The organism is Citrobacter sp. RHBSTW-00887 (assembly GCF_013728095.1).
GTDB classification, from domain to species: domain Bacteria; phylum Pseudomonadota; class Gammaproteobacteria; order Enterobacterales; family Enterobacteriaceae; genus Citrobacter; species Citrobacter braakii.
The window spans coordinates 852938-874137 of sequence record NZ_CP056267.1; the positions used below are offsets into that span (position 1 = coordinate 852938).

Annotated in this window: 24 protein-coding genes and 7 pseudogenes; 12 read left to right on the forward strand and 19 right to left on the reverse strand. The window is 45.9% G+C overall.

The genetic code is table 11. The features are described from left to right. Window positions 1-55 precede the first annotated feature (55 nt). The 8 genes from HV314_RS04085 to HV314_RS04120 form a co-directional block, all read right to left on the reverse strand. The gene (locus tag HV314_RS04085; protein ID WP_044349294.1) at window positions 56-547 is read right to left on the reverse strand and encodes a DUF5983 family protein; all 492 of its coding nucleotides are present in this window, start codon (window positions 545-547) and stop codon (window positions 56-58) included. Next, the gene (locus HV314_RS04090) at window positions 544-921 is read right to left on the reverse strand and encodes a TA system toxin CbtA family protein (RefSeq protein ID WP_044349292.1); all 378 of its coding nucleotides are present in this window, start codon (window positions 919-921) and stop codon (window positions 544-546) included. The genes HV314_RS04085 and HV314_RS04090 overlap by 4 nt, the downstream gene beginning before the upstream one ends. Before the next feature lie 40 nt (window positions 922-961). Next, window positions 962-1321 carry a type IV toxin-antitoxin system YeeU family antitoxin gene (locus HV314_RS04095; RefSeq protein WP_044349290.1) on the reverse strand — a complete coding sequence of 120 codons (360 nt, stop codon included), beginning with the start codon at window positions 1319-1321 and terminating at the stop codon, window positions 962-964. A 24-nt stretch (window positions 1322-1345) separates the two neighbouring features. After that, window positions 1346-1567, reverse strand: a complete 222-nt coding sequence (locus HV314_RS04100; protein ID WP_044349288.1) for a DUF987 domain-containing protein — start codon at window positions 1565-1567, stop codon at window positions 1346-1348. A 13-nt stretch (window positions 1568-1580) separates the two neighbouring features. Then, a complete protein-coding gene (gene radC, locus HV314_RS04105) occupies window positions 1581-2060 on the reverse strand; it encodes a RadC family protein (protein WP_044349286.1) in 480 nt (159 codons plus the stop codon). An 11-nt stretch (window positions 2061-2071) separates the two neighbouring features. Beyond that, window positions 2072-2515, reverse strand: a complete 444-nt coding sequence (locus HV314_RS04110) for an antirestriction protein (RefSeq protein WP_044349284.1) — start codon at window positions 2513-2515, stop codon at window positions 2072-2074. Window positions 2516-2594: 79 nt separating this feature from the next. Further along, window positions 2595-2825 carry a DUF905 domain-containing protein gene (locus tag HV314_RS04115; protein ID WP_087776359.1) on the reverse strand — a complete coding sequence of 77 codons (231 nt, stop codon included), beginning with the start codon at window positions 2823-2825 and terminating at the stop codon, window positions 2595-2597. A gap of 23 nt (window positions 2826-2848) precedes the next feature. Continuing rightward, window positions 2849-3673, reverse strand: a complete 825-nt coding sequence (locus tag HV314_RS04120) for a DUF932 domain-containing protein (RefSeq protein WP_044349280.1) — start codon at window positions 3671-3673, stop codon at window positions 2849-2851. Window positions 3674-4210: 537 nt separating this feature from the next. Here HV314_RS04120 and HV314_RS04125 point away from each other — a divergent pair. Together HV314_RS04125 and HV314_RS04130 are read left to right on the forward strand one after the other, a co-directional pair. Continuing rightward, window positions 4211-4843 carry an inovirus Gp2 family protein gene (locus tag HV314_RS04125; RefSeq protein WP_181547432.1) on the forward strand — a complete coding sequence of 211 codons (633 nt, stop codon included), beginning with the start codon at window positions 4211-4213 and terminating at the stop codon, window positions 4841-4843. Between the two features lie 235 nt (window positions 4844-5078). Next, complete coding sequence (locus tag HV314_RS04130) at window positions 5079-6536, forward strand: YfjI family protein (RefSeq protein ID WP_080748438.1); 1458 nt, start codon at window positions 5079-5081, stop codon at window positions 6534-6536. Window positions 6537-6878: 342 nt separating this feature from the next. Here HV314_RS04130 and HV314_RS04135 read toward each other — a convergent pair whose 3' ends face one another. After that, window positions 6879-7745, reverse strand: coding sequence for a hypothetical protein (locus HV314_RS04135; RefSeq protein WP_181547434.1), 867 nt, complete (start codon window positions 7743-7745; stop codon window positions 6879-6881). Between the two features lie 112 nt (window positions 7746-7857). Here HV314_RS04135 and HV314_RS04140 point away from each other — a divergent pair, with 112 nt between their 5' ends. Next, complete coding sequence (locus HV314_RS04140) at window positions 7858-8100, forward strand: helix-turn-helix transcriptional regulator (protein WP_044350487.1); 243 nt, start codon at window positions 7858-7860, stop codon at window positions 8098-8100. A 302-nt stretch (window positions 8101-8402) separates the two neighbouring features. Further along, window positions 8403-8609: a helix-turn-helix transcriptional regulator gene (locus HV314_RS04145; RefSeq protein ID WP_047725194.1), complete on the forward strand. Its 207-nt coding sequence runs from the start codon at window positions 8403-8405 to the stop codon at window positions 8607-8609. 118 nt (window positions 8610-8727) lie between these two features. On the opposite strand, the pseudogene HV314_RS04150 reads toward HV314_RS04145, so the two are convergent. After that, window positions 8728-9054, reverse strand: a pseudogene (locus HV314_RS04150) (transposase domain-containing protein); the annotation flags it as partial. A gap of 106 nt (window positions 9055-9160) precedes the next feature. Beyond that, complete coding sequence (locus HV314_RS04155) at window positions 9161-9466, reverse strand: HigA family addiction module antitoxin (RefSeq protein WP_042933968.1); 306 nt, start codon at window positions 9464-9466, stop codon at window positions 9161-9163. Window positions 9467-9490: 24 nt separating this feature from the next. Here HV314_RS04155 and HV314_RS04160 point away from each other — a divergent pair. The 4 genes and pseudogenes from HV314_RS04160 to HV314_RS04175 form a co-directional block, all read left to right on the forward strand. Continuing rightward, a pseudogene (locus tag HV314_RS04160) lies at window positions 9491-9763 on the forward strand (transposase domain-containing protein); the annotation flags it as partial. 439 nt (window positions 9764-10202) lie between these two features. After that, window positions 10203-10349, forward strand: a complete 147-nt coding sequence (locus tag HV314_RS27265) for a hypothetical protein (protein ID WP_014837269.1) — start codon at window positions 10203-10205, stop codon at window positions 10347-10349. Window positions 10350-10364: 15 nt separating this feature from the next. Next, window positions 10365-11078 carry an EAL domain-containing protein gene (locus tag HV314_RS04170; RefSeq protein ID WP_042933967.1) on the forward strand — a complete coding sequence of 238 codons (714 nt, stop codon included), beginning with the start codon at window positions 10365-10367 and terminating at the stop codon, window positions 11076-11078. A 222-nt stretch (window positions 11079-11300) separates the two neighbouring features. Further along, window positions 11301-11888, forward strand: coding sequence for a LuxR C-terminal-related transcriptional regulator (locus tag HV314_RS04175; RefSeq protein ID WP_047683733.1), 588 nt, complete (start codon window positions 11301-11303; stop codon window positions 11886-11888). A 4-nt stretch (window positions 11889-11892) separates the two neighbouring features. Here the strand turns inward: HV314_RS04175 and HV314_RS27530 are convergent. The 5 genes and pseudogenes from HV314_RS27530 to HV314_RS04195 form a co-directional block, all read right to left on the reverse strand. Then, window positions 11893-11985, reverse strand: a pseudogene (locus HV314_RS27530) (IS5/IS1182 family transposase); the annotation flags it as partial. A 331-nt stretch (window positions 11986-12316) separates the two neighbouring features. Further along, window positions 12317-13354, reverse strand: a complete 1038-nt coding sequence (locus tag HV314_RS04180; protein ID WP_181500197.1) for a fimbrial protein — start codon at window positions 13352-13354, stop codon at window positions 12317-12319. Further along, window positions 13351-15912 carry a fimbria/pilus outer membrane usher protein gene (locus tag HV314_RS04185; RefSeq protein WP_014837265.1) on the reverse strand — a complete coding sequence of 854 codons (2562 nt, stop codon included), beginning with the start codon at window positions 15910-15912 and terminating at the stop codon, window positions 13351-13353. Before HV314_RS04185 ends, HV314_RS04180 begins: the two co-directional genes overlap by 4 nt. Window positions 15913-15987: 75 nt before the next feature. Continuing rightward, on the reverse strand, window positions 15988-16716 hold the full coding sequence (locus HV314_RS04190) for a fimbrial biogenesis chaperone (RefSeq protein WP_042933963.1): 729 nt from the start codon (window positions 16714-16716) through the stop codon (window positions 15988-15990). A gap of 81 nt (window positions 16717-16797) precedes the next feature. Beyond that, the gene (locus tag HV314_RS04195) at window positions 16798-17355 is read right to left on the reverse strand and encodes a fimbrial protein (RefSeq protein ID WP_181547436.1); all 558 of its coding nucleotides are present in this window, start codon (window positions 17353-17355) and stop codon (window positions 16798-16800) included. 683 nt (window positions 17356-18038) lie between these two features. Here HV314_RS04195 and HV314_RS27535 point away from each other — a divergent pair. Together HV314_RS27535 and HV314_RS04205 are read left to right on the forward strand one after the other, a co-directional pair. After that, window positions 18039-18101: an MbeD/MobD family mobilization/exclusion protein gene (locus HV314_RS27535; RefSeq protein WP_071846184.1), complete on the forward strand. Its 63-nt coding sequence runs from the start codon at window positions 18039-18041 to the stop codon at window positions 18099-18101. A gap of 1 nt (window position 18102) precedes the next feature. Then, window positions 18103-18576 (forward strand): annotated as a pseudogene (locus tag HV314_RS04205) (IS66 family transposase); the annotation flags it as partial. Between the two features lie 33 nt (window positions 18577-18609). Here the strand turns inward: HV314_RS04205 and HV314_RS04210 are convergent. After that, a pseudogene (locus HV314_RS04210) lies at window positions 18610-18814 on the reverse strand (IS630 family transposase); the annotation flags it as partial. Window positions 18815-18955: 141 nt separating this feature from the next. On the opposite strand from HV314_RS04210, the gene HV314_RS04215 reads away from it, so the two are divergent. Further along, window positions 18956-19612, forward strand: coding sequence for a hypothetical protein (locus tag HV314_RS04215; protein ID WP_125295935.1), 657 nt, complete (start codon window positions 18956-18958; stop codon window positions 19610-19612). 87 nt (window positions 19613-19699) lie between these two features. Here the strand turns inward: HV314_RS04215 and istA are convergent. After that, window positions 19700-20446, reverse strand: a pseudogene (gene istA / locus HV314_RS04220) (IS21 family transposase); the annotation flags it as partial. On the opposite strand from istA, the pseudogene HV314_RS04225 reads away from it, so the two are divergent. Further along, window positions 20445-20630: pseudogene (locus HV314_RS04225) on the forward strand (fructuronate reductase); the annotation flags it as partial. The pseudogenes istA and HV314_RS04225 sit on opposite strands and share 2 nt — an antisense overlap. 247 nt (window positions 20631-20877) lie before the next feature. Here the strand turns inward: HV314_RS04225 and HV314_RS04230 are convergent. Continuing rightward, window positions 20878-21195 (reverse strand): hypothetical protein, encoded by a 318-nt coding sequence (locus HV314_RS04230; RefSeq protein WP_014837258.1) that lies wholly within the window; start codon window positions 21193-21195, stop codon window positions 20878-20880. Between the last annotated feature and the right edge of the window lie 5 nt (window positions 21196-21200).

Here is a 21200-nt window from a genome sequence, read left to right on the forward strand (position 1 = left end):
TAGCGATTATTCTGACCGGATGTGTTGCAGAGACTGAGTATATCGGAATGAGGGTCTACCAGTCGAAAGTGGCAAAGCCGGGCAGCAATTCGCCCAGAGCATCCAGAAGGATAATTCTGATGGCGTGGAGACGTATCAGCGTCACGATTAGCCGACGGCAGGGCTTCGATAATCCCCGCTTCTTAAGCTGGAGTACCGGGTACTGCCAGGAATCCAGATAAATCAGATAGCCGGATCCGGTATAACTTATCCATTCACTGTCACCATGGTCTTCATGTTGATGTGACAATGTAAACAGCAGGGTGTTGTCGTCTTCGGTAATATGCGCGGTGCTGCACTGGATCCCGTTCAGACGGGTGGTACGTGGTAGCGGATCTTCAACAACCAGCTTTCCGGGAGTATCAGCAACACGAAGTGAATAACCGTTATCGCTGACCACATTCATCAGGTCGGCCAGTTCAATCCCGTCAATATCTACAGCGATCCGGCCCATATTGAGGGCCAGTACGTTGATGGCATCGGCTTCCACGGTCAGAGAGAGTTTCATTGCCCGGCCTCACTGTATTTACCCGTCGTGATATCAGTAATCGCTCTGTAGCCATGGCGGGTCATCAGCCCAGTTTCTTTTCGGGCCCGCAGGATATCGATACTGCCGATAAGCGGTGACTGTGTGTCTGCGCTGAAACCGTGACGATCGATACGGACCAGTTTGTATTTTTCGACGATAAGATTCACCGCATCACACAGGGTGATCCCGGTGCCAATATGCTCCTGGATCACGCCATCGTGGCCAAACGGTGTGTCGTTAAGCGTAAGACCGTAGTGCTGATCCAGCAGGTACGTCAACAGAGTCTGCCAGATTTCAACGGGAGACGGGCGCGACGGCGCCGCCCGTGTGGGGGAGTCTGATAATATTTTCATGGTGTGATCTCTTTATGGATGGTGCTCTACGGCGCAGGGGTTATGCGGCAGTAGCAGGCGTTGTGTAAATCGCGAGGTAAAGGTAACCGTGTGAGCCGAGGGTATCGGCCTCGCAGGTCAGACCTTTTGCATACAGCGTGACGCAGTGCTGATGACGGGGATTCAGTTCACCGCTGGTAAGCATTAACTCCAGCTGTTTCATCAATACCGGGAAAGCCTGGTCAAGATGGCGCAAATCCGCATCGCAGAACTGACCATCAAAGTTCGCACGGTCAGCCAGATAATTCAGCCGATTCCCCTCCTGGACCAGACGGGCCCCAAAACACGGAGAGACACTGCGCCTGAGCCCCCACCAGGGTTCGCTGATATCATGCGTTGTTATCGTGGTTTTCTTCGACAAAATGTAGTCCTTCTTAATCGTGAATTAATTCAGGCTTACGCTGCGTAATACGACATACGGGCCATTGCGGTCCTGGCGGCGCTCAGCGAATACGGCCAGTACACCGCTGATATCTTCCACCTCGCGACCGACATAGTGGCAGATGCTGCCGGACCATTTATATTTGCCGGTACAGAAGCGAAACAACCGGGACTGTGGATGCTGGCGGTATATCGCCATCGCCTGACGCTTACTGATAATTTTCATTAATACTCCTCCCTTACAACCAGCCCCGTTCAGCAAACGAGACGATATCCATTCCGCCGATAACGAGGTGGTCCAGGAGACGCACACCCACAAGGTCCAGAGCATTCTTCAGACGCTCTGTCACCCGTCTGTCAGCCTGACTGGGTTCGGCATGACCTGAGGGATGACAGTGAGCAACAATCACCGCTGCCGCATTGTATTTCAGGGAGGCCTTCACCACTTCCCGTGGATGGACTTCAGTGTGGCTGATGGTGCCTTTGAACAGCGTTTCGTGCGTAATCAGCCGGTGCTGGTTATCCAGCAGCAGCAGAACAAATGCCTCTCTTTCCTCCATTGTCAGCTGGAGCCGTAACCAGTCACGTACTGAGCTGCTGGACGTAAACGATGCGCCGGGTTCGCGTAACTGGCGCTCCAGCAGGGTCAGTGCCTCGCGGATGGTCTGTTGTGCTGATGCCGTCAGTTCATATGCAAACAACGGTAACTGTTTTTCCATGGTGCGGGACCTCAGTCGATAATGTGCATAATGGCGCTGCATTCCGGATGGTTCAGCGCGTAGTCCCGAAGACGGTAATAGTGTTCCGTCATGGCATCACACTCCGTGCGGCAGGCATGGTGGCTGTAAGCAATCAGACAGGCTGCAATCCCGGCAGCTTCAGCACTCATTTCAGCGCCGTTACCATTCAGGATATTGAACAGCGACCAGGGACCTTCACTCTCTTCCGGAGCCATGAAAGCGCCACCGTTGCTGAGAGTGTAAAAATCCCAGACACCACCGCTGTAATCCGCACACAACCGGTCCATCCAGGCAAAGATGCGGGGTTCGAGGGTTATCCACTGCGGGATACGACCAAAATGCTGAGGCCAGAAACGAAGGCGCTGTTCATCTTTAACAGGTATGGCACAAAGAGTGTCTGTCGGAATGGTGTTATCCGTTAATGCGTTGTTCATGATTAATGACTCCGGAAATAAAAAAGCCAGCCGGTCAGGGCTGGCGGGAAAGGCTGAGACTGAAGTCTGGTAAGGTTGGTCAGGACCTGCGGATGCCATAACGTGCGATGTAGCGATTCAGCATCACTCCGGCTTCAGGTTCAAAGTTCCATGCCCGCCAGACCATCACACCTTCGCAACGAATAACCAGACGAAAATGCGTTCCCTGGTCGTCTTCAATGGCGACGTTGTCATATTGCGCTGCGATGCCTGAGGCCTGCTCACGCGTAAACGGGCCGGAGGGAAGGTGTGGGTGAGTTTCGGTGTTCACGGGTATGTCTCTCCTCGTCGAAGTCATTCCTGTCCCAGCAGTTCGAGCATATTCTCTGCCATCACCCACAGCGCACGATTAAGTTTCACATCGCCGTCGATACCGTTCACAGCACGGGTACGGTTGCTTCGTCCTTGTGCAGTGCGTCCCGCCAGTCCTCCCTTCATCAGGTTCTCCTGCACCCGCTGGTACACCGTCCAGAGGTCGTCACTGCGGTCTTCGTAACGTCGTGGCGTCAGTATCTGAGCGGTAGTGACGGGCTGGTGGTCTTCACCAAAACGATAGTGGAGAGCAGCCCTCGCCATCGCCTGCTGCGCTGGTGGTGGTAACAGAGCCGACTGCATGGCATCACGTTTCTCCTCAACCCGGTCAAATATCCCCAGTACCTCGTAAGCCCCTTCAATAACTTTCTCCACCACATCCCCTTTATGCGGCACCCGTACTTCGCCGAATGACTGCCCGCAGACCAGTCCGTTGGTACAGACGCCACGAAACAGTCCCGGCAACATCTGATAGCTGGATGAGCCATCGTGTGAATTGAGGAGGATAATTTCGGGAACCTGCTGGCCGGTGAGTTGTCCGGCACGACGCAGGCGCAACATGTGTTTGGTGTGCTCCCGTCTGCTCTGGTCACGTACGCGGGTCTGGCAGGCAAAAAAAGGCTCAAAACCTTCCCGCTGCAGATTATCAAGAATAGTGATGGTCGGTATCCAGGTATATCGGTCACTGCGGGATTCGTGTTTATTCTCACTAAAAACACTGGGGACGTAATGCATCAATTCTTCACGGGTTAACGGGCGGTCGCGCCGTACCTGATTTACCCGTCCAAAACGACTGGCTAGTTTCATGATGAGCTCCTTAATTTATCTGTTTGTACCAAACCGCTTAACCTTCAAGAATAGATATATCCTTCGAGGGATAACGGATTTTCGCCAAAGTAATATAGGTTCAAACTCATCCATAACTTAATAAAAAGCCCAAACATTATATGTGATAAGTCCAGAGCAATTTGATGGCTAAAAAGGTATAAAAATCATGAATATCGTTAATTCCTTCCTTTATTGCAATTTCAACCCCTGACTAAAGAACAGTGGCGTTTGTCTATGTATGTATATAGATGTGTATATAGGTTAATGATACATATCGACACATATAAACCAATGCCTGTAGATTAATAAACATGAGAACATATGTAATTCAATACATTGAAACCAACAAACATTCCATCACTAATAAAACAACGCTCATGCATATAACTCGGCAAGTAAACATATACCGTATGTATAATGCATATGAACAATACAAGCGTAGAGAAAGTGATTTAATTAAATAATCAGCTCTACTACGACTAACACTTTCGAAATATAAAAAAGGAAACAAATAGTATGTACGAATATATCACCTCTCACGGAAAATTGAATCAATACCATTTAAAGAAAATAGAACAAACTATTGATAAAGCATTGAGTGAACACTCAAGAGTATTGGCTGTAAGAATAGATTTACATACTCCTGTTCTCAAACCATTAAATGACATGCCTGATGAGGCTAATTTCGCAAGGACAGATTCATCAGTAATATCCCGCTTTACGGATTCTCTGAAAGCAAAAATTTCACATCATCTTAACAAACGGGAGAAAGAGGGTAAACGCGTTCGTAAAACATCATTACGCGTTGTCTGGGCCAGAGAGTTTGTACCTGATTCACATAAGAAACATTATCACGTATTACTGTTACTCAACGGGGACACTTTCAATACACTGGGAGCGTACGATAGTAAAAAAGGTACACTCCTCCGCCTTATACGTGAGTCATGGATGAGTGCTGTCAGTTTCATTTATCCCCCCGATAAAGAGTTAGTCCACACACCCAGCAATCCTTGTTATTACCTGAATGCAAAGGATGGCAAGCAAAGTGAGTCATATGGCTCACTGATTTACCGGACAAGTTACTTTGCAAAAAAGAAAAGCAAATGCTTTACAGATGGTGAACGTAATTTTGGATGTAGCTTTAAATAATGGCATCACAAATTATCTATTTCCCCATGGGTAAAACAGACCAGAACAGAGCTGTTCATGACTCATATCTGTACAGTATCAGGTAGCAAAGCAATCCTGACTAAAATAATATCAATCCAAATAAAGCTAATTTGGTCTGATGGTTTTCTGGTGTATTCCAAATAGCAGCCGGATAGCATATTCTCATTACCGGAAGGAGATACCCTTAAAATAAACTTGACATGAGAGATAAGATATGAGTGTTGGATGTTCGCTTAATGATAGAAATAACAATCCTGTAAATTTTTTTCCTCCCATTTTAAGAGATGCCGTGGAGGAGATAGAAAGAGAACTACAGGCTCCGGTAGAACTCATTGAAACAGTTGTTCTGGCTGCTGTATCACTGGCATGCCAGGGGGTAATAAAAATACAACATCCAGACGGGAGAGTGAGCCCTTGCCCAATGTATTACACCGTTATTGCTGACTCTGGAGAGAGAAAAAGTGCCGTATTTAAATTAGTCACACAACCATTTTTTGATTTTGAAAAGGAATCACGTCAAAAATATACGTTATTAATGCTGGATTACAATGCAGAACTTCAGTCATGGAAAAGTCAGGAGAAAGCACTATTGAAAGTGATTAGTAAAAAAACCGAGAAAGGAATTGATGTTGAATACGATACTCAGAGCATGAAAGAGCTTTACCGAAAAAAACCGCAACCACCCGCATTGCATAAGTTGATCTACAGTGATACGACACCAGAAGCGCTACAGCAGGGACTCTGCAGTCATGTGCCTTCATCGAGTCTTATGTCGGATGAGGCCGGTATTTTCTTCAAAGGACGTGCAAAGAATAACCTGGGATTTTTAAACCTTTTATGGGATGGAGCTCCGTTTGATATAGAACGAAAAAGTGGCAGATGTAGTATGGATGAATGTATGTTTACAATGTTATTAATGATTCAGTCCAGTGAGTTTAAAAAATATATCAAACTTCAGGGGGATTATGCAGTAGGCTCAGGGTTTCTGTCCCGTTTTATGATAACCGGAGTAACTTCAAAAAGAGGTCACCGCAGCTCTGTTAAGAATAACAGTAAAAGTAACACCATCAGGTTTCATGACAGAATAAAGGAACTACTGCTGCTTTCTGAAGAGAGGTACAAAAATAATGAAAAGCATAAATATCTATACTTATCCGAAGAGGCTCAGTCAGCACTCGGTTTAGTATATAAACATATTGAATCACGTATACTTAAAGACAGAGAGAAACATCCTGTTGTAGAAGGCATGTTGTCTAAGATGCCTGAAAATATTGTCAGACTGGCTGGGGTTTTTCATCTTTTTAGTGATGAGCACGGAAATGAAATATCTGAAAGAACCATTCAGGCAGGTGCGAAAACAGCGTATTTTTATTATCAACAGGCTCTTGATGCTATCTCATCATGCTCAGATTCAATAGAGCATAACGCTGATATATTGTACAAATGGTTATTAAAATACAAGGATCCTGATGTTAATTACCCTCAAATATTAAACACTCCCACCATTCTGAATAAAATGATAGTAAGGAGAAAAGGCCCATATGCTCTAAGAAACTCAAGAAAACTTAACGATGCGCTAGCTTATCTGGAAGAAGATGAGAAAATAAGAATTGAAAAAATTAAAAATAGTAATGGCAGCACCAGCGAAATAATACATATCCATCGTCATTGATGTCAACTGCACTGCTATCAGTTGCTACCAGTAGCAACTGATAGCAGTGATTAAGATATGTTGAATATTTCAAATGGAGTGGCAATAAATTGATATATATGATGTTTTTGAAAATATATAAAAACTTTTTTTATAAAAATATTATTTTCAGGGATGGTGTTCCAGGCGGGAAAAACATCAGTTATCACTGTCACCTCCGGACATTATCATATTAATTTTATACTATTCTAAGTTTGCAAAGAAAAATAATGCCCTTCCCTGGTCAAGTGTTAAGCACACTTGTGAATACATGAGATATGGAAGGGCATTGGAGGTGCAAAAAGTTATTTTTAACTCAATTAATTAACGCTTATTCTTATTTCGAATAAATTTATCATAATTGTCCCGCAGGTCGTCCAATAACCATTTATCGATTCTATTACGTAATGTGTTTTCCCTTTTTATTGGATCTCCCTTCCATTTTTCGGAATTGTGTTCTCCATCAAGTTTTACAACGAGTGGGATAATGGTATCAATGAATTGCCTCTTGCTTTCCCAACCACCTTCAGGGGAATGATCGGACAGCGCTGAAGATATATATAACTTTAGATAATCGAGATCTTTTGATTTTTTCTTTCCGCCAAGGCTTGATGCTGATTTTCTTTTAATTCTATCAAACCTTTCATTTAATCTAAGCCAATCACCAGTCTTTGCTTTATCATTTCTGTCTGCGGCGTAGGTGATATAAAGTAGTGCATAAAGTAAAAACTCGCAACTATCTTTTTTATTGCCATTTGATAAAATATACTCACTCCAGTAAAAATCCTTAAACCCCATAAAAAGATAATGTAACCAGAAGTTTTCATCCACTAATTTGATAATTCCAGAAATTCGACCGTCAAACATTTCTTTCTGTATACTGGCCCGAGCCTCAGCGTAAGTTTTTTTATAGACATACGGTTTTGGCACAATAATTCCATTAACATCATTAAATTCCTGTAGTAAACGGAAATTATCTAGATGGGATTCATCAACAATTCTCTCCGGCAGTACCTCCTCGATGGTCTTAAATTCCTCAATAACCTCATTAGCTTTTTCACGCATTGTTATCAGTTCATCGTATTGGACTGAACCTTTCAGCTTTGTTACTAACGCTTCAAGCTTCTCTTCAAAAGCCTTGCGTATGTCTTGATATATTTCATCCAAAGAATCGCAACTCACATTATCCATAAAAAGTAAAGCCCCCTGAAGTGATTTAACTGCTCATTTACTTAAGGCCTATTGTAGCCTGGCATTTGTTGGCAACATAGTCCCTGTCTAAAACGCAAAAAAGGTATTGATTATGTCTCAAAGTAACTCAACACAGCAGACAGTAAAGTATGTAAATCCAGCTAAAATGCTCAGGATCAAAGATGTCATGGAAAAGCTAGGCATCGCTCGTGCGACCATCTATGACTGGTTAAACACCAAATCACCACGATATGATCCAACTTTTCCCATCCAACGTCGCTTGGGCACTAAATCAGTTGGCTGGCTGGAGTCAGAACTGGACGACTGGATAAATAATCGCCCGATGTCAATCTGATATTGTAGCTGTAATGCTAATACCATCTATTCAATATTTATTGCTGTTGCCAGATCAACTCATGTCAGCATATAGGTAAGTTAACGATATATAAAAAATCGCTATTAATTCATGATCCATCCTGAATGATGATACTTATAATATCCGAAGGTGATTTTTCTTCGCACAGTTATATTTTAAAGGTAAAGTTTAGAAAAAAATCAGTCTAAACTTCAAACAACTCCAGATATTGTATATTTACCGAAAGAGAATTAATAATGAAAGAACATGCATCAGTATTTAATCATAAAAATAATAATCACATGTCAGATACAGACCTCACAAAAGATCGCCTCGTTAATATGGCCTTTATTACTGCTTACACTGGATTAACAGACAAATGGTTTTATAAACTCATCAAGGACGGTGAATTCCCGAAGCCGATTAAATTGGGCCGTAGCTCCCGCTGGACTGAAAGTGAAGTAAAGACATGGTTAAAACAGCGTATGGAAAAATCAAGAGGAAACTAACCATGCATGCAAAACGTAGAGGCAGAAAAAGCGTATTACGCTTCCATCGGGAACAAGGATCTGGCAGCCTGAACTCCCGAACTTAACTCACTCCAGGAAAACCGGGGCGGTTCAGGCGTGTTTTTTCAAAGACCAGACGGATGACATCGGCTTCCAGTCGCTGACGAGCCTGAACAACGGCGCTGGGTGCCACAAAGGGACGTTTACCAGGCAGAAGAATATCAAGGTGTGAGACTATCTGGTTCATGGACAGGGAACGAAACAATGCCATTCCGGTCACGGCCCAGACCATCATCTCCATCGGAAGCCGACGTTTGCGAATAGTGACGATACCTGTATCGGCGAGGCATTCATCAATGAGTTCAGGTGAAAGCAGTTCAGAAAGCGCAGAAAACGCCTCCGGTGTAAAATTATGAACGGTGTTGAGTACCTGACTGAGAAGCATAAAAAAATCCGGAAACGAATGAACATTTCCGGATTCTTACACAGCCACTGGATCGGTCAACCGATCCTTAACTGATCGGCATTACGCCGATAGTGGCGGGTTTCTTTTATGCGCTGGTCTTTGCGTCGCTTCCTGTGCCATACAGCACGATATTTGAGGTGTCTATCTCGCTTTCAAGCTGGCGTAAGTCGAAGGCACTTTGAAGTCTGAGCCAAAACTCAGGCGTACTGCCTAGCGCAGCAGATATTCGAATGGCAAGTGCGGGAGTTAATGCAGTTTTTCCAGCCAGAAGGCGAGATACGGTTGCTGGCGTAACCCCAATATTGAGAGCAAATCGACAACCGCTAATCCCCATATCAGCTAAATCCCTGGCGATCATCTCTCCGGGGTGGGAGATTTTAAACTGTCTCATCAATGATAATCCTCATAGTTCAGAAGGTTCGTGGATGACGGCGCGCTGCCGCTGGATAATAACCGGTGCGAACGGGCGATCCGGCAGGTGGTGATGGGGCGGAATACGTGGCTGTTCGCCGGATCGTTGCAGGCGGGGCATCGTGCTGCTGCCATCATGAGCCTGCTGGAAACAGCGCGGCTGAACGGCGTGGAGCCGTATGGCTGGCTGAAATCGGTGCTGGAGCGCCTGCCTTCATTACCGCAGGAGAGGCTGCACGAACTGTTACCCTTCGCGAAAAATCTCCTGATCGACTGACTGGAACTGTGGAATGCAGAACCGGTCACTGTCGTCAATGTGCGTTCACCGGAACGTTACATTCAATAGCCTGATCCTATTGTTTGAGAATTATTGATTACCATAATCAATAGGTATAAACAAAGAAAAGTGTTAAATAAATCGTTTATAACGATTATACATTTTGGCTAAATTTTATATATTATGTGTCAAAATATAATGTTTTTAGTCAATAATGATTCCGCGGTGGATTTTAGTAAAATTCTGGCGCGAAATGCAGTAGTGGGAAAAGCAGGTTCCGTTCAGTATCAGGGCTGAACTGACCAAGGGTGGGGGGCAAACACTGATGGTTACCTTCAGCATTATTAATCTCATCTAGGATGCAACGGTTATTTTGCACACTTCTGACAGAGGTTTTGGGATATTGATATCTTCTTCAGCCCCAACAGCTTGGATCCCGATGAACAACCCGGCCACTCTTGGCTGTGTCAACGGCAGCGTCATTGAAAGTCATTTTCTGGCCAGCCTGAAATGGCGCACCTACGCAGCTCTGACCAGAATAGGTGCTTTTAATGCATCGGCTAATGTTGATGTCACCTTCAAATAACCTAAGGGGCTATTAATGCTCACTACACCCAATATGCTGGCTGATGTATATTATGTTTTTCAACCCATGTTCGGTCGTGACGGAAATATTGTTGCCGTAGAGTGTCTGACCCGTCTAACGGACGCCCCCTTGCCCATGGAGGAATTTTTTCGTCAGATATCTGTCACACTACGCTCGCAGATCCTTCTGCAGCAGATTTCGCTTGTTGAAAAGCATCGGTCGTGGTTTCATCAGAATGATATTATTGCTACAGTGAATGTTGATGAATCAACATTACAGATACTGACTGATGACGCTATAATACAATGGGTAAGAAAAATCGGTTGTCTGCATTTTGAAATGAATGAGTTTTCTGAATCGCTGGTGAAATCCGGGTCAATCATTAACACTCTAAATAAAGAGTATTCACTCTGGATGGATGATTTCGGTGCAGGGTATGCAGGTTTTATGGCATTAGAAAATAATTCATTTCAAAATATAAAGATTAGTAAAAACCTTCTGTGGAATTTATCTGCGCAGAACGGCGGGCAGGACCTGATGTGTGCATTATTAAATTACTTCCATGTAAATAATTATAAAGTGGTCATTGAAGGTGTTGAGACTTTGCACTATGTTTCATGGTTAAAAGATATGCCATGGTTCGCTTTACAGGGATATCTGTGGCCAGAGAAAAGGATTGATGAACTTATCACGACACCACAGAGGGTAAAAACAGAAATTACACTATGAGTGTTAACTCTACTCCGTTTATAGTTCACTCCTGATCACAGAAGTAAACATGTTTATTAACGGAGCTTATGATGGTCGAATCTGGCCGTAGTAAACCGTGAATTTGTGCTCAAATTAAACAGGGAAGTAAGTTCGGAACATCTCGGAATAAAAGATCGGGTTGTGTGAGATATGCACTAGGATAAATATTTAAGAAATGTAGACCATACGTAGGATATACGGATGAAGAAAATAAAAATCTACACTGAAGATAATATTTCAGGAATGGCAATCCAGTTATTTATCAGCAGTATCAATAAAAATATTGATGTATTACCTTTCTCTGAAAGTTGTAACTTTAAAATAGAGAATCACACCAGCAGTATAATTTTTTTTAATTTAGCAAAAGATAACTTGTCCTGCTATGAGAAGATCAAGTTTATCAATAATAATTTATTGAATCCTGTTGATTCTGTACCTGTATTCATAGTTGATAATGTTCAGTCCTTTCCATATTATCGACTAATCCTCTTTTCAAAAATAATTGTTATAGATCTTAAATCTCCGCTTTCAGATTATCAAAAAATACTTGACGGAGTATATCATCGATATATTTACATTCATACTTTAACACAAAGGGAATTAATTATTTTCGACTTAATATCCAGCGAATATGATTGTAAAAAAATATCTTCAATTTTAGATGTTAATTTTAAGACAGTATATTCTCATAGGTTGAAAATCGTAAGTAAACTTAAATTAAAAAACACACATGACTTATATAATTTTATGGTCAAGTTAAAAGCCGATGATGAATTAAATTTTGAATAAAAATCTATCTCAATATGACTTTATTCCAGACGACGAGACCACATGCAAAATGTAACAAGGCTTCGTCATTTTTGCCCTTCTTTTCCCATCGGGTCAGATCCGGCGAAAGTAGTTCTTTAGGCAACCCGACGATGTAATTTAAAATCAGAGTGTTTGGCATTTTCTGCCCACACTGCCAATAATTCAACGCTGTCAGATTTGCGGACCATGCTCTGCTATCAATCCCCCGCATAGATTTATATCCGTCATCCGGTATCAACCCCACGGTGGAAGGATTAACGCGGAATAGGCAGGCGGCATCAGCGCCTGTTTCCTGCCCCGATGTGACAGGCGAGATAATCTCTTTCTGATTTTTTTAGATTATTCATGGGATTCCGTAACAAAAAAGCCAATGGGTAACTCCATTGGCTTTTTCGTCTGAACGCGGCTTAGTTGTACTCGATGGTAAAGGTGGCGGTCGATTTTATATTGCCGCCTTTAATTGTCGAGCCAGTGCGATAGTAACGCGCCTTCAGCGGCAACGTTAGCGTATTGGACTGGTTAGGAATGATACGTCCGGCATTGACCGCATCACCATTCTTGATCGGCTGGGTCGTATTGCCAGTCAACAGCTGGATGGCAACGCCGGATGCGGTGTTGGCACCAGGTTCGGATTTGATCACGCCAGGAGCATTGGAAGCATCCTGCGTATAGTCAAAACGTACATTGACGATCCCTTGCCCCGCATTGCCCGGCAACAGATCCTCGCCAATGCCACCAACGCAATTAATATTGATATCAAATGCCTTTTCGCCCTGCGTTGAACCTACACCACCAAATGAGGCTGCGGTGACGGTATCCAGATTAACCACCTTGTTCTTGGAACCGCTGTCCACGTTACAAGTCGATGTAACGATTGTCAGACTGTTGGCGTCGACGATCGATTCCAGCATCGGTAAGTTCCGTCCAGAGCCATCCATATAATAAGTCGTGTACTTTCCAGGGACCAGTTGCCCAGAACCGGTTTGTGCGGCGGTTTTAACAATGTCGATCTTGAAATAACCACCGTTCAGGTTGACAGCAATGTTGCCGTTCAACCGCAAGGTATGGGGATAATAGGTACTTATACTCCCCGCTTCTCGGTATAAACGAATCCCGATACCTGGAATATTGGTACTCCACACATTGCTGAAGCTCGTCGGGCTGCCCTGGAGGATCTCCCCAATCGCGTTGCCGCCATTAGTACAACTGCCATACCTAGAGACCGGGTTAATCGTGAACTGAGCGGTGACCAAAGTATCCCCAACCTGGCTGCTTGGTGTAACCAGCACACGCCCAAGATTCATGTTGATCACTTGCGCCTTGTAGCCATTATTGACGTAACAGGCGGCATAAGCACTCTGACCACCTGCCATTAGCAGTCCGAGCAGCATCAGGCATTTCGCTGCCGTTTTATTCAGCGATGGAACACATGTATACTTTATCATTTGCAACTCGCTTCAATAATTTCGTAGTCAGTATTATTAATTTGCGCCTTAGCGCTGTAGCTGACAGAGCACTGCTGCGTTGGCTGTGTGCCCCACTTAATTTGCAACAAACCTTTCTGAGCTTCGGTACGCAAGTAGATACGGCTGCCCTGCCCAACAATGCCGACCACCTGATTACGGGTATCCAGCACTTCGGCGCCAAACGGCAACGCGTTGCCATCAGGGCCGAGTGCATGAATGATCAACGCCTGGCCTTTCGTTGTCTTGAATTCCAACCGGGCAATCGCACCGGCATAGGGTGCAACCTGTTGGCTGCTGCTTTCCAATTCAACGTCGCGCGACATGCCGCTCGGATCGAGCGTTACGCTCGTCATGCGATATGGCGCAACATAAGGAACCACTGCATAACCGTTATCATCGATACGAACGCCTGACGAGTTGGTCACAATCGCGCCGGCGGCGTCCGGGGCTTCCACCAACACCATGGTCTGCCCGCGTTGCGGTGTCAGTGTGACACCACCGCTATGGGCAACGACGCTACCCGATACGCCGATCGAAGATTGACGGTAATCTTTACCATAGCTGTAGGACCCGTTCATCGTGGCAAAACGACTACGGTATTCACCGCTCACACTACTGTTAGTCCCGCCGGAACGATCGTTGGCCAACGTGGCACTATAGCTGATGTTGTTGTCTTCGCCGGTTGAACCATTCAGGCCCACACGACTGCTGTCGTAGCCGTTGTCGGTATAGCCTAGTGAACTATTCAGGCTCAGGGTCTGCGAACCGACGCTGAATGGAACCGACAATGTCAGGTAATAACGAGTCTCATCTCGGTTATACATATCCGTGGTACGCATAGCGGAAAGGCCATAGGTCACACGACTGTAATAGTTGTTATAGCCCACCTGGTATTGCTTGGTGCTCCCACCACGGTTCCAGTAATCACGCACCGAACCGGTGATGTACAAGGAACCGTAATTGTCCCCCAGCCCTTGGTTCAGCGTCAGCTGGTATTCGCTACGCTGGCGGTTAACCGCATCTACGCTCAATCCCTTGCGTTCATTGTCTCGGGAGTAGACGGCATCCTGCAAAGATAGGTAGCCGGAAGTTGAATAGCGATAAGCGGCGATAGTGAAGTTGGTATTAGTTTCGGCCATCAGTTTGCTATAGCTGAGCTTATAACTCTGTCCTGTCTGATCACCTTGCTTCAGTCGGGTATTAGACTGCGTTACGTCGAACGCAAATGCGCCGATCGGTGTCGCAACCGCGCTGCCCACCAGCACTGCGCCATAGCCATCACTGACGATCCCACCTGTGTATCCCGTAATAATGTTGGTAAAACCGCGCTGATAAGTCGCCTGGAACATATCGGGTTCCTTGCTTAAATTATCATCGCGTACTCGACCCGCGGTTATTGCATAACGCTGAATGCCTGGACGAAGCATCTGCGCTACCGAAGCATAGGGAACACTGAACTGGCGTTTGCTGCCATCGGCCTCATTTATGGTAACATTCAGATCGCCGCCGTAACCCGTAGGATAGAGATCGTTGATGATAAACTCGCCCGGAGCAACGGTAGTTTGATAGATTAGCTGGTTATTCTGGCGTATTTCCACCAGAGCATTGCTTTGCGCGACCCCACGCACAACCGGCGCATACCCGTTCAAGGAATCAGGCAGCATGCGATCATCCGTGGCGATCTGAACACCGCGAAAACCTATGGAGTTGAAGAAATCACCGCTGGTGTAACTGTCACCCAATGTCAGCATGCCGCGGATAGACGGCATTGCCCGCTGCGCGTAAGTCGCGGTATTTTGCCAATGAGTGCTGTCGTTAGAACGCCAGTTCACGTTGGAGTCATGACGCAGTTGCCAACCAGCCACGTTCAGCCCGGCGTTCAAAGTTAAGTATGCATTAGTTGAATCAGAATTGCTGCCGTTGGCGGAGCTGTGAGTATTGAACGCATTGAAGTTATACAACAAGCTGCCGGCGGTAATGCCACGATCCCAGAAGCGCGGATCTACATAGCCGCGAGCGCTGCGCCGCAGCGCCGCTTGGGGGATACTGATATCCATGCGCAGTGTACTGGTGTCCAAACGGTAATAGGCTTCAGGCACCCACTGAGCCAGAGTTTTGCACGTCTCGGTATTAACCGCAGGGTCCCCGCTCATTGTCGCGGTGTCTACACCAAACTCATCCAACGACAGTAGGGTAAAGCAGGTATCAGCGCTGTTTTTTCCCGGCACGTTTTTAAAGTCGATGTTTTTTTTGCCTTTCCACTCGCCGTTCACATACACGTCGAGCGAATATTTTCCCGCTAAGATCGGGTTACCATCACGGAAGCGTGAAAGATCCACACCTTGCGCTTCCCCAACCAGGAAGCTACTGTTAAAGGTCGCTTCAACCGGTGCCGTAGGCTTTTTGCTATCAGCCCCTCCATTCGCCCAAGACGCTGCAGGGGCCGCCATACAGAGCGCGCTGCCGCTTAACAGTAGAATCGATTTATAATTGGGCCACGCCATTTTAATCGCTGCAGAGATAGGTAACTCTTTCATATAAAGCATTCCTTTACCAAATTAAGCCCGCTCTCTGAAATAAATTGTTCTGGGCCTGAAACTCTGTTCCAAGAATTACTTTTGCTTATTCTTAGTACGGGACACGCGTCCGCCAAAATCATTAATGGTGGTGTAAGCAATATCAGCAATACGCGTGATGTCACCGGAGAAGGACAATGTTTTTTCCTGCCCAGGTGCCAGCATGTCACCGTTCGGGGCCAATGGCACACGTTTTTGATTTACGACTGCATTAATCTCGGTAAATGACACATAGTACGGCGTTGGGTTTTTCACGCTGACGCCCGCAGTGCTGAAACGCCACTGCAGTTTTTCGGGTGCATCATTCGCTTCCCCCGGCAGACCAGTAGGCCGATATAACAGTTTTACGCGGGAACGGAATGCCACCTGTAAATAGTTTTCAGGTGCACTATTGTTAGCCCCGGTTGGTGCTGGCGGGATCTCCAGTACGTTCAACCAGAACAAGGATTCTTTGTCTTGCGGCAAACTCGCCGTGGTCAATGAAACACGCAGCGCTTGGCCGGTAGTCGGTTCAACACGGCTGATTGGCGGTGAAATGATAAATGGCGCTTTGCTGTTTTCTGGTGTGGTTTTTGCGTCGCCTTCATCAATCCAAGACTGAATAAGTGCCGGTGAAGCACCATTATTTGATAATTGGACGGTAACTTCCCGTTGCTTCCCCGGATAAATAATACGAGTACCGTTAATAATGACACTGGAAAAAACGCTGCTGCTGAACAACATGGCGCTCAGCAATAGGCTGTATTTTTTAAATGAGTTCTTCATTATATTATCGCTACAGTAAGGGAAAACGGTGGGGACATAACATCCCCACCGGGATAAGAATATTTCTTAAAGAAATATTACTTACTGATAAATAATGGTGTACTGGACGGTAGAAGTTACATCACCGGCGCCGGCAGCGCTGGTAGCGTAATATTCAGCGTAGTAGTTCAGGTCAGCAGAGTCACCTTTGTTAGCAACGGTAACCCACTGGGAGTTCTCCTGCGCGCCATTAGTACCAGCAGCAAGGATTGGCAGGAATTGGTTGTTGCTGCCCAGCAACTGAATCTGTACGTTAGTTGCAGCGTCAGTCTGCGCTTGGTTATTCAGACGGCCAGTATTGAAATCAACAGTAGCGCCCGGCTCGAAATAAGTAGCCACATTGCCTTTAGAGCAGTCGCTCAGATTGATCGCGAACGGAGTACGGCCAGCAGTTGCGCTCTGAGCTGCCAGAGTAGAGGCAGAAACAGTTGGCAGAGTTACGGTGAAATCTTTACCGCCTGGGGTGGATATAGTACAAGTTTGGTCAGTCACTCTACCATTGAAAGTAATAGTCCCGTCAGTAGCTTGAGCTGAGAAAGAAGAAATTGCAGCAGTGCTTACAGCCAATGCCAATACAGCAGACAGTTTAGAGATTTTCATATTTAGACTCTCGATGAATTAATACGCTTATAAAGTACATTCAGCGATGCTACTCCTTGTCAGGAATGAAGCACGATGAATCCATTGCTGGACAGAATATAGTCTAAGTGTATTCAGAATGTTAAATCGTTTAAAACAATCGAAAACCACTCATTGTTAGGGGGGGGGCTATCAAGAAATGACTATTGATTGGAATTGCAATAGCAAAAATAGGAACAATCTGCTTTTAAACAAGATTAATCGTCCTGTATTTTGCGAAAATACATAAAGGTAAGAATAATATTCCAATATTTTACATTTAGCAACATGTTTAAATGTTTCGACTTTATCACGAATTGCACGTTAAATGGTCTGCCAACACGCTTCGTAAGTAACGCCTAGTGAACTCACATCTTCAAATTTTTTCAGCCCTGTAGCATCGTGGTTATGTTTATTCCCTAAGACAAAAAGCATGCCCCCACACCACCACGTAAAAAATTCAGCATGTCCGTAACTGGTACGTCAGAGGCCTTGCCCTGATTCATATTGTCTCCTGTAAGGTCTTCTCGCCCCTTCGCCTGCCGGATAACGACTTGTCTGCCACTCTGCCACCGGCGCTGCCGGAGGGAATGAAAGCCGAAGCGGGCTGGACGGCGGGCAACGGGAAGCGGAACGCGGTGAAGCTGGTACGGGAGTAGAGCAGGATGACAGAGCTGGAAACACAGTTGCTGAGCGCATTAGAGCAGTTACCCGGTCACTACCCCTAACCGTATCGGGGCTCTGTACGCTATCGAATCGGAGATCCGCGGCAGTCCGGCAGAAGAGCGACTGACCGCCAGGAAAGCCAGAAACATGCCGTTGATGCAGTCACTGTACGACTGGATACAGCAGCAGATGGGCATGCTGTCGCGTCACTCAGATACGGCGAAAGCGTTCACATACCTGCTGAAACAATGGGATGCCCTGAACGAATACTGTCGCAATGGCTGGGTGGAGATAGACAATAATCTGTGTGAAAACGCCCTCCGGGTGGTTGCGCTGGGGCGGCGTAACTATATGTTATTCGGTTCTGATGGTGGTGGCGACAGTGCAGCAGTGATGTACAGCCTGATCGGTAGCTGTAAACTTAACGGCATTGAGCCGGAGGCCTGGCTGCGGCACGTGGTCAGCGTCATCAATACATGGCCTGCCAACCGCGTGAAAGAACTGTTGCCCTGGAACGTAACTCTCTCTGTAAACTAATTTTTACCCCACGTCCTTCACGGTGCGCTTACGCTTCAGCTTCCATTTGTTCAGAAACTCGCTGATATGGCGATCAACCGTCGTCTGATGCAAGTAAAGTCTGAGCAATCATGGCTGAACTCCAGCCCTCGGAGGTCAGAAGAATGGCTTTAATACGATCGCAAACGCGCTTATCACGACTGGAGCCATGAAGACGTTCAAGTTCAGCTTTTTACTGGTCAGTGATAAAGATTTTTATGGTGAACGGCATGATCCCCTCTTGCTTGAAAATCAAGCATCTTCAATGATCACGGGTATATACCCTACAGATTGAAATTGAGCATAAATTAATAAAAATATTTACAGATCCAGATGTATAATAAAATATTTTCAGGAAGAAATGATGTCGTTTATTAACACCCCGTTTATTGCTGTTAAATTTACTGTTCTGGTTTCAGTTTTTACGTTCATTTTGTGGTGTTTTATGCCTGTCCAGACGTTGATTCATCTTGTTCAGGAAGGAGAGTTCATTGAGAGTCTGACATTGTATTTTTATGCTATTGCTCTGATAGTTATAACTCTATCCCCTTCATTCGCAGGTAGAAAATGGACCCGGTGGTCAGTCATTTGTGTATTATTTACAATGATGGCTCGTGAATCTGATTTGCATAAATCGATTAATGGAATGAGTATGCTTAAACTCCGTTTCTGGACCGGTGAACTGCCCTGGCAGGATAAAATTATGGCACTGGTGATTTTGCTGCCGATTGTTCTGGCCTGTTTACATATTTTATCCTGCCACGGGCGTAGGGTCTGGTCGGCGGCAAAAGCACATGAAGGGTACGCAATCACTGTTGTGACTTTTATTTTACTTATCATCGTGACTAATATTATTGATCGCTCCCTTGGTATTCTGAAAGAAGTCTTAGGCTGGCATGGCCCTGCATGGCTGATTGCACTGCAGACTTCTCAGGAAGAGTTTCTTGAGCTTTCTTTGCCTCTTCTGGTACTGATGGCTGTTTTTCAGTATCGCCGTGGTTCCTTGCATTTTCATTAAACTGTTCCATTTTCAGACGACTCAGCAGTACTTCAAGTTCATGCATCACAGCAATCCCTCATAGGCACTTAGCATACTCACCTGCTGTCATAGAAGGGCATGGTGCGCCGGGACGGTTTGCCAGCCAGATAATGCTGAACACAGCCGGTGTGGCGCCACCAGCACTCATCATCCAGTGATGATCCGTATCGAGACCGGCTGCCCGCACAGAGTCTCGGGAACACTGTAACGATTGCCGCCAACCTTGATATAGCTGTCCCAGGACACATGGCGGATGTCGAAGTAGCTGGTATCGAAGTCCGTATCCGGCAACGGCTGCAGATGCTCCTGTTCCAGCGCGAAGCGCTGCTCTGGTGTTTGTCTGAACTGGCGAAGCTCCCGTTTATCAGCAACATCAGCCATCCACTGCTCCAGTTGCTGGTTTACATGGGTGAAGCTGTCGAATCTGCTGTACCGGACGAAGAAGTTCTCCTTAAGATATTTCACCATCCGCTCCACTTTGCCTTTGGTTCTGGCTCTGCGCGGACGGCAGGCCCGTGGCAGGAAGCCATAGTGGTCGGCCAGCAACAGGAACCCGGAGTTGAACACCACCTTTCCGTTGTTATTCTTCATTACTGCAGCTTTCTGGTTATCAACCAGCACGGTTTTCACACTGCCACCGAAGTACCGGAAGGCGCGGACCAGCGACTCATAGGTGTGTTCAGCATCCTGTTTTGGTGCCGCGAAGACATGGAAGCGACGGGAGAACCCCAGCATATTTACCGCGAAGTTAACTTTGCATCGCTGTCCTGCAACCTCCACTTCGATTTCGCCCCAGTCGTGCTGCAACTGGTATCGTCATCTGGCACTGGGTGTGGCAGGCTGGATGCGTTATGTCAGCGGCACGGATGAGCTGCTGGCGATTGAATCCATTTTCGGTGACCACCTGACGAAGCAGCAGGGTTTTGTTGATGCGGTAAAACGTGCGTATCAGCGGTTACTTGATGCCGGTGCCCGTCAGGCCGTCGCCGCACTGTAATCCCGGAGATCTTATGAAACAGTTTCTTTGCGAAGACTTTTTACTGCACAATGACATCACCCGCCGTCTTTATCATGCGTATGCGGCGCAATCAGGCTCTACAATCGAAGAAAGAAGCTTTGGGGTAACCATTTTTTGGTCCCGAGGGTACTTTGTCGATACGGTAGGCCTAAATAAGAGAGTCGGTGAGTCTGGAGTTACAGGGGAAAATCAACTTACAGAAGCCACCTTCTTAGAAGGTGGTCTTTTACTTATTACGGTTCATAACACGCCGCAGCAGCCAGGTAAACCCCATTACCATGCTGAACAGAATAAACAGCAGCAGCACCCAGGTGACCGAGATTTTCAGCAGGGTACTTAGCGTCATACAGAGCTGAAGATACACGGTGAATGAGTGCTCTAACGGCTTTCCCAGTAGCGTCATGATGCCATCCGTCAGCCATACAATTACCCGACAAACCAACCAGATAATCGCTGGCCAGCAGAGCAAAACCAGAAAGGTGAAACGCTCTTGTATGTAATTTATTAGTTGGCGCAAAGGAGGCCAGTTAATCAGAATTTTCATTTATA

Coding starts and splice junctions, on each gene's coding strand:
- HV314_RS04085 (WP_044349294.1), bottom strand. CDS start 547: ATGAAACTCTCTCTGACCGTGGAAGCCGATGCCATCAACGTACTGGCC.
- HV314_RS04090 (WP_044349292.1), bottom strand. CDS start 921: ATGAAAATATTATCAGACTCCCCCACACGGGCGGCGCCGTCGCGCCCG.
- HV314_RS04100 (WP_044349288.1), bottom strand. CDS start 1,567: ATGAAAATTATCAGTAAGCGTCAGGCGATGGCGATATACCGCCAGCAT.
- radC (WP_044349286.1), bottom strand. CDS start 2,060: ATGGAAAAACAGTTACCGTTGTTTGCATATGAACTGACGGCATCAGCA.
- HV314_RS04110 (WP_044349284.1), bottom strand. CDS start 2,515: ATGAACAACGCATTAACGGATAACACCATTCCGACAGACACTCTTTGT.
- HV314_RS04120 (WP_044349280.1), bottom strand. CDS start 3,673: ATGAAACTAGCCAGTCGTTTTGGACGGGTAAATCAGGTACGGCGCGAC.
- HV314_RS04125 (WP_181547432.1), top strand. CDS start 4,211: ATGTACGAATATATCACCTCTCACGGAAAATTGAATCAATACCATTTA.
- HV314_RS04130 (WP_080748438.1), top strand. CDS start 5,079: ATGAGTGTTGGATGTTCGCTTAATGATAGAAATAACAATCCTGTAAAT.
- HV314_RS04135 (WP_181547434.1), bottom strand. CDS start 7,745: ATGGATAATGTGAGTTGCGATTCTTTGGATGAAATATATCAAGACATA.
- HV314_RS04140 (WP_044350487.1), top strand. CDS start 7,858: ATGTCTCAAAGTAACTCAACACAGCAGACAGTAAAGTATGTAAATCCA.
- HV314_RS04145 (WP_047725194.1), top strand. CDS start 8,403: ATGTCAGATACAGACCTCACAAAAGATCGCCTCGTTAATATGGCCTTT.
- HV314_RS04155 (WP_042933968.1), bottom strand. CDS start 9,466: ATGAGACAGTTTAAAATCTCCCACCCCGGAGAGATGATCGCCAGGGAT.
- HV314_RS27265 (WP_014837269.1), top strand. CDS start 10,203: ATGAACAACCCGGCCACTCTTGGCTGTGTCAACGGCAGCGTCATTGAA.
- HV314_RS04170 (WP_042933967.1), top strand. CDS start 10,365: ATGCTCACTACACCCAATATGCTGGCTGATGTATATTATGTTTTTCAA.
- HV314_RS04175 (WP_047683733.1), top strand. CDS start 11,301: ATGAAGAAAATAAAAATCTACACTGAAGATAATATTTCAGGAATGGCA.
- HV314_RS04180 (WP_181500197.1), bottom strand. CDS start 13,354: ATGATAAAGTATACATGTGTTCCATCGCTGAATAAAACGGCAGCGAAA.
- HV314_RS04185 (WP_014837265.1), bottom strand. CDS start 15,912: ATGAAAGAGTTACCTATCTCTGCAGCGATTAAAATGGCGTGGCCCAAT.
- HV314_RS04190 (WP_042933963.1), bottom strand. CDS start 16,716: ATGAAGAACTCATTTAAAAAATACAGCCTATTGCTGAGCGCCATGTTG.
- HV314_RS04195 (WP_181547436.1), bottom strand. CDS start 17,355: ATGAAAATCTCTAAACTGTCTGCTGTATTGGCATTGGCTGTAAGCACT.
- HV314_RS04215 (WP_125295935.1), top strand. CDS start 18,956: ATGATGTCGTTTATTAACACCCCGTTTATTGCTGTTAAATTTACTGTT.
- HV314_RS04230 (WP_014837258.1), bottom strand. CDS start 21,195: ATGAAAATTCTGATTAACTGGCCTCCTTTGCGCCAACTAATAAATTAC.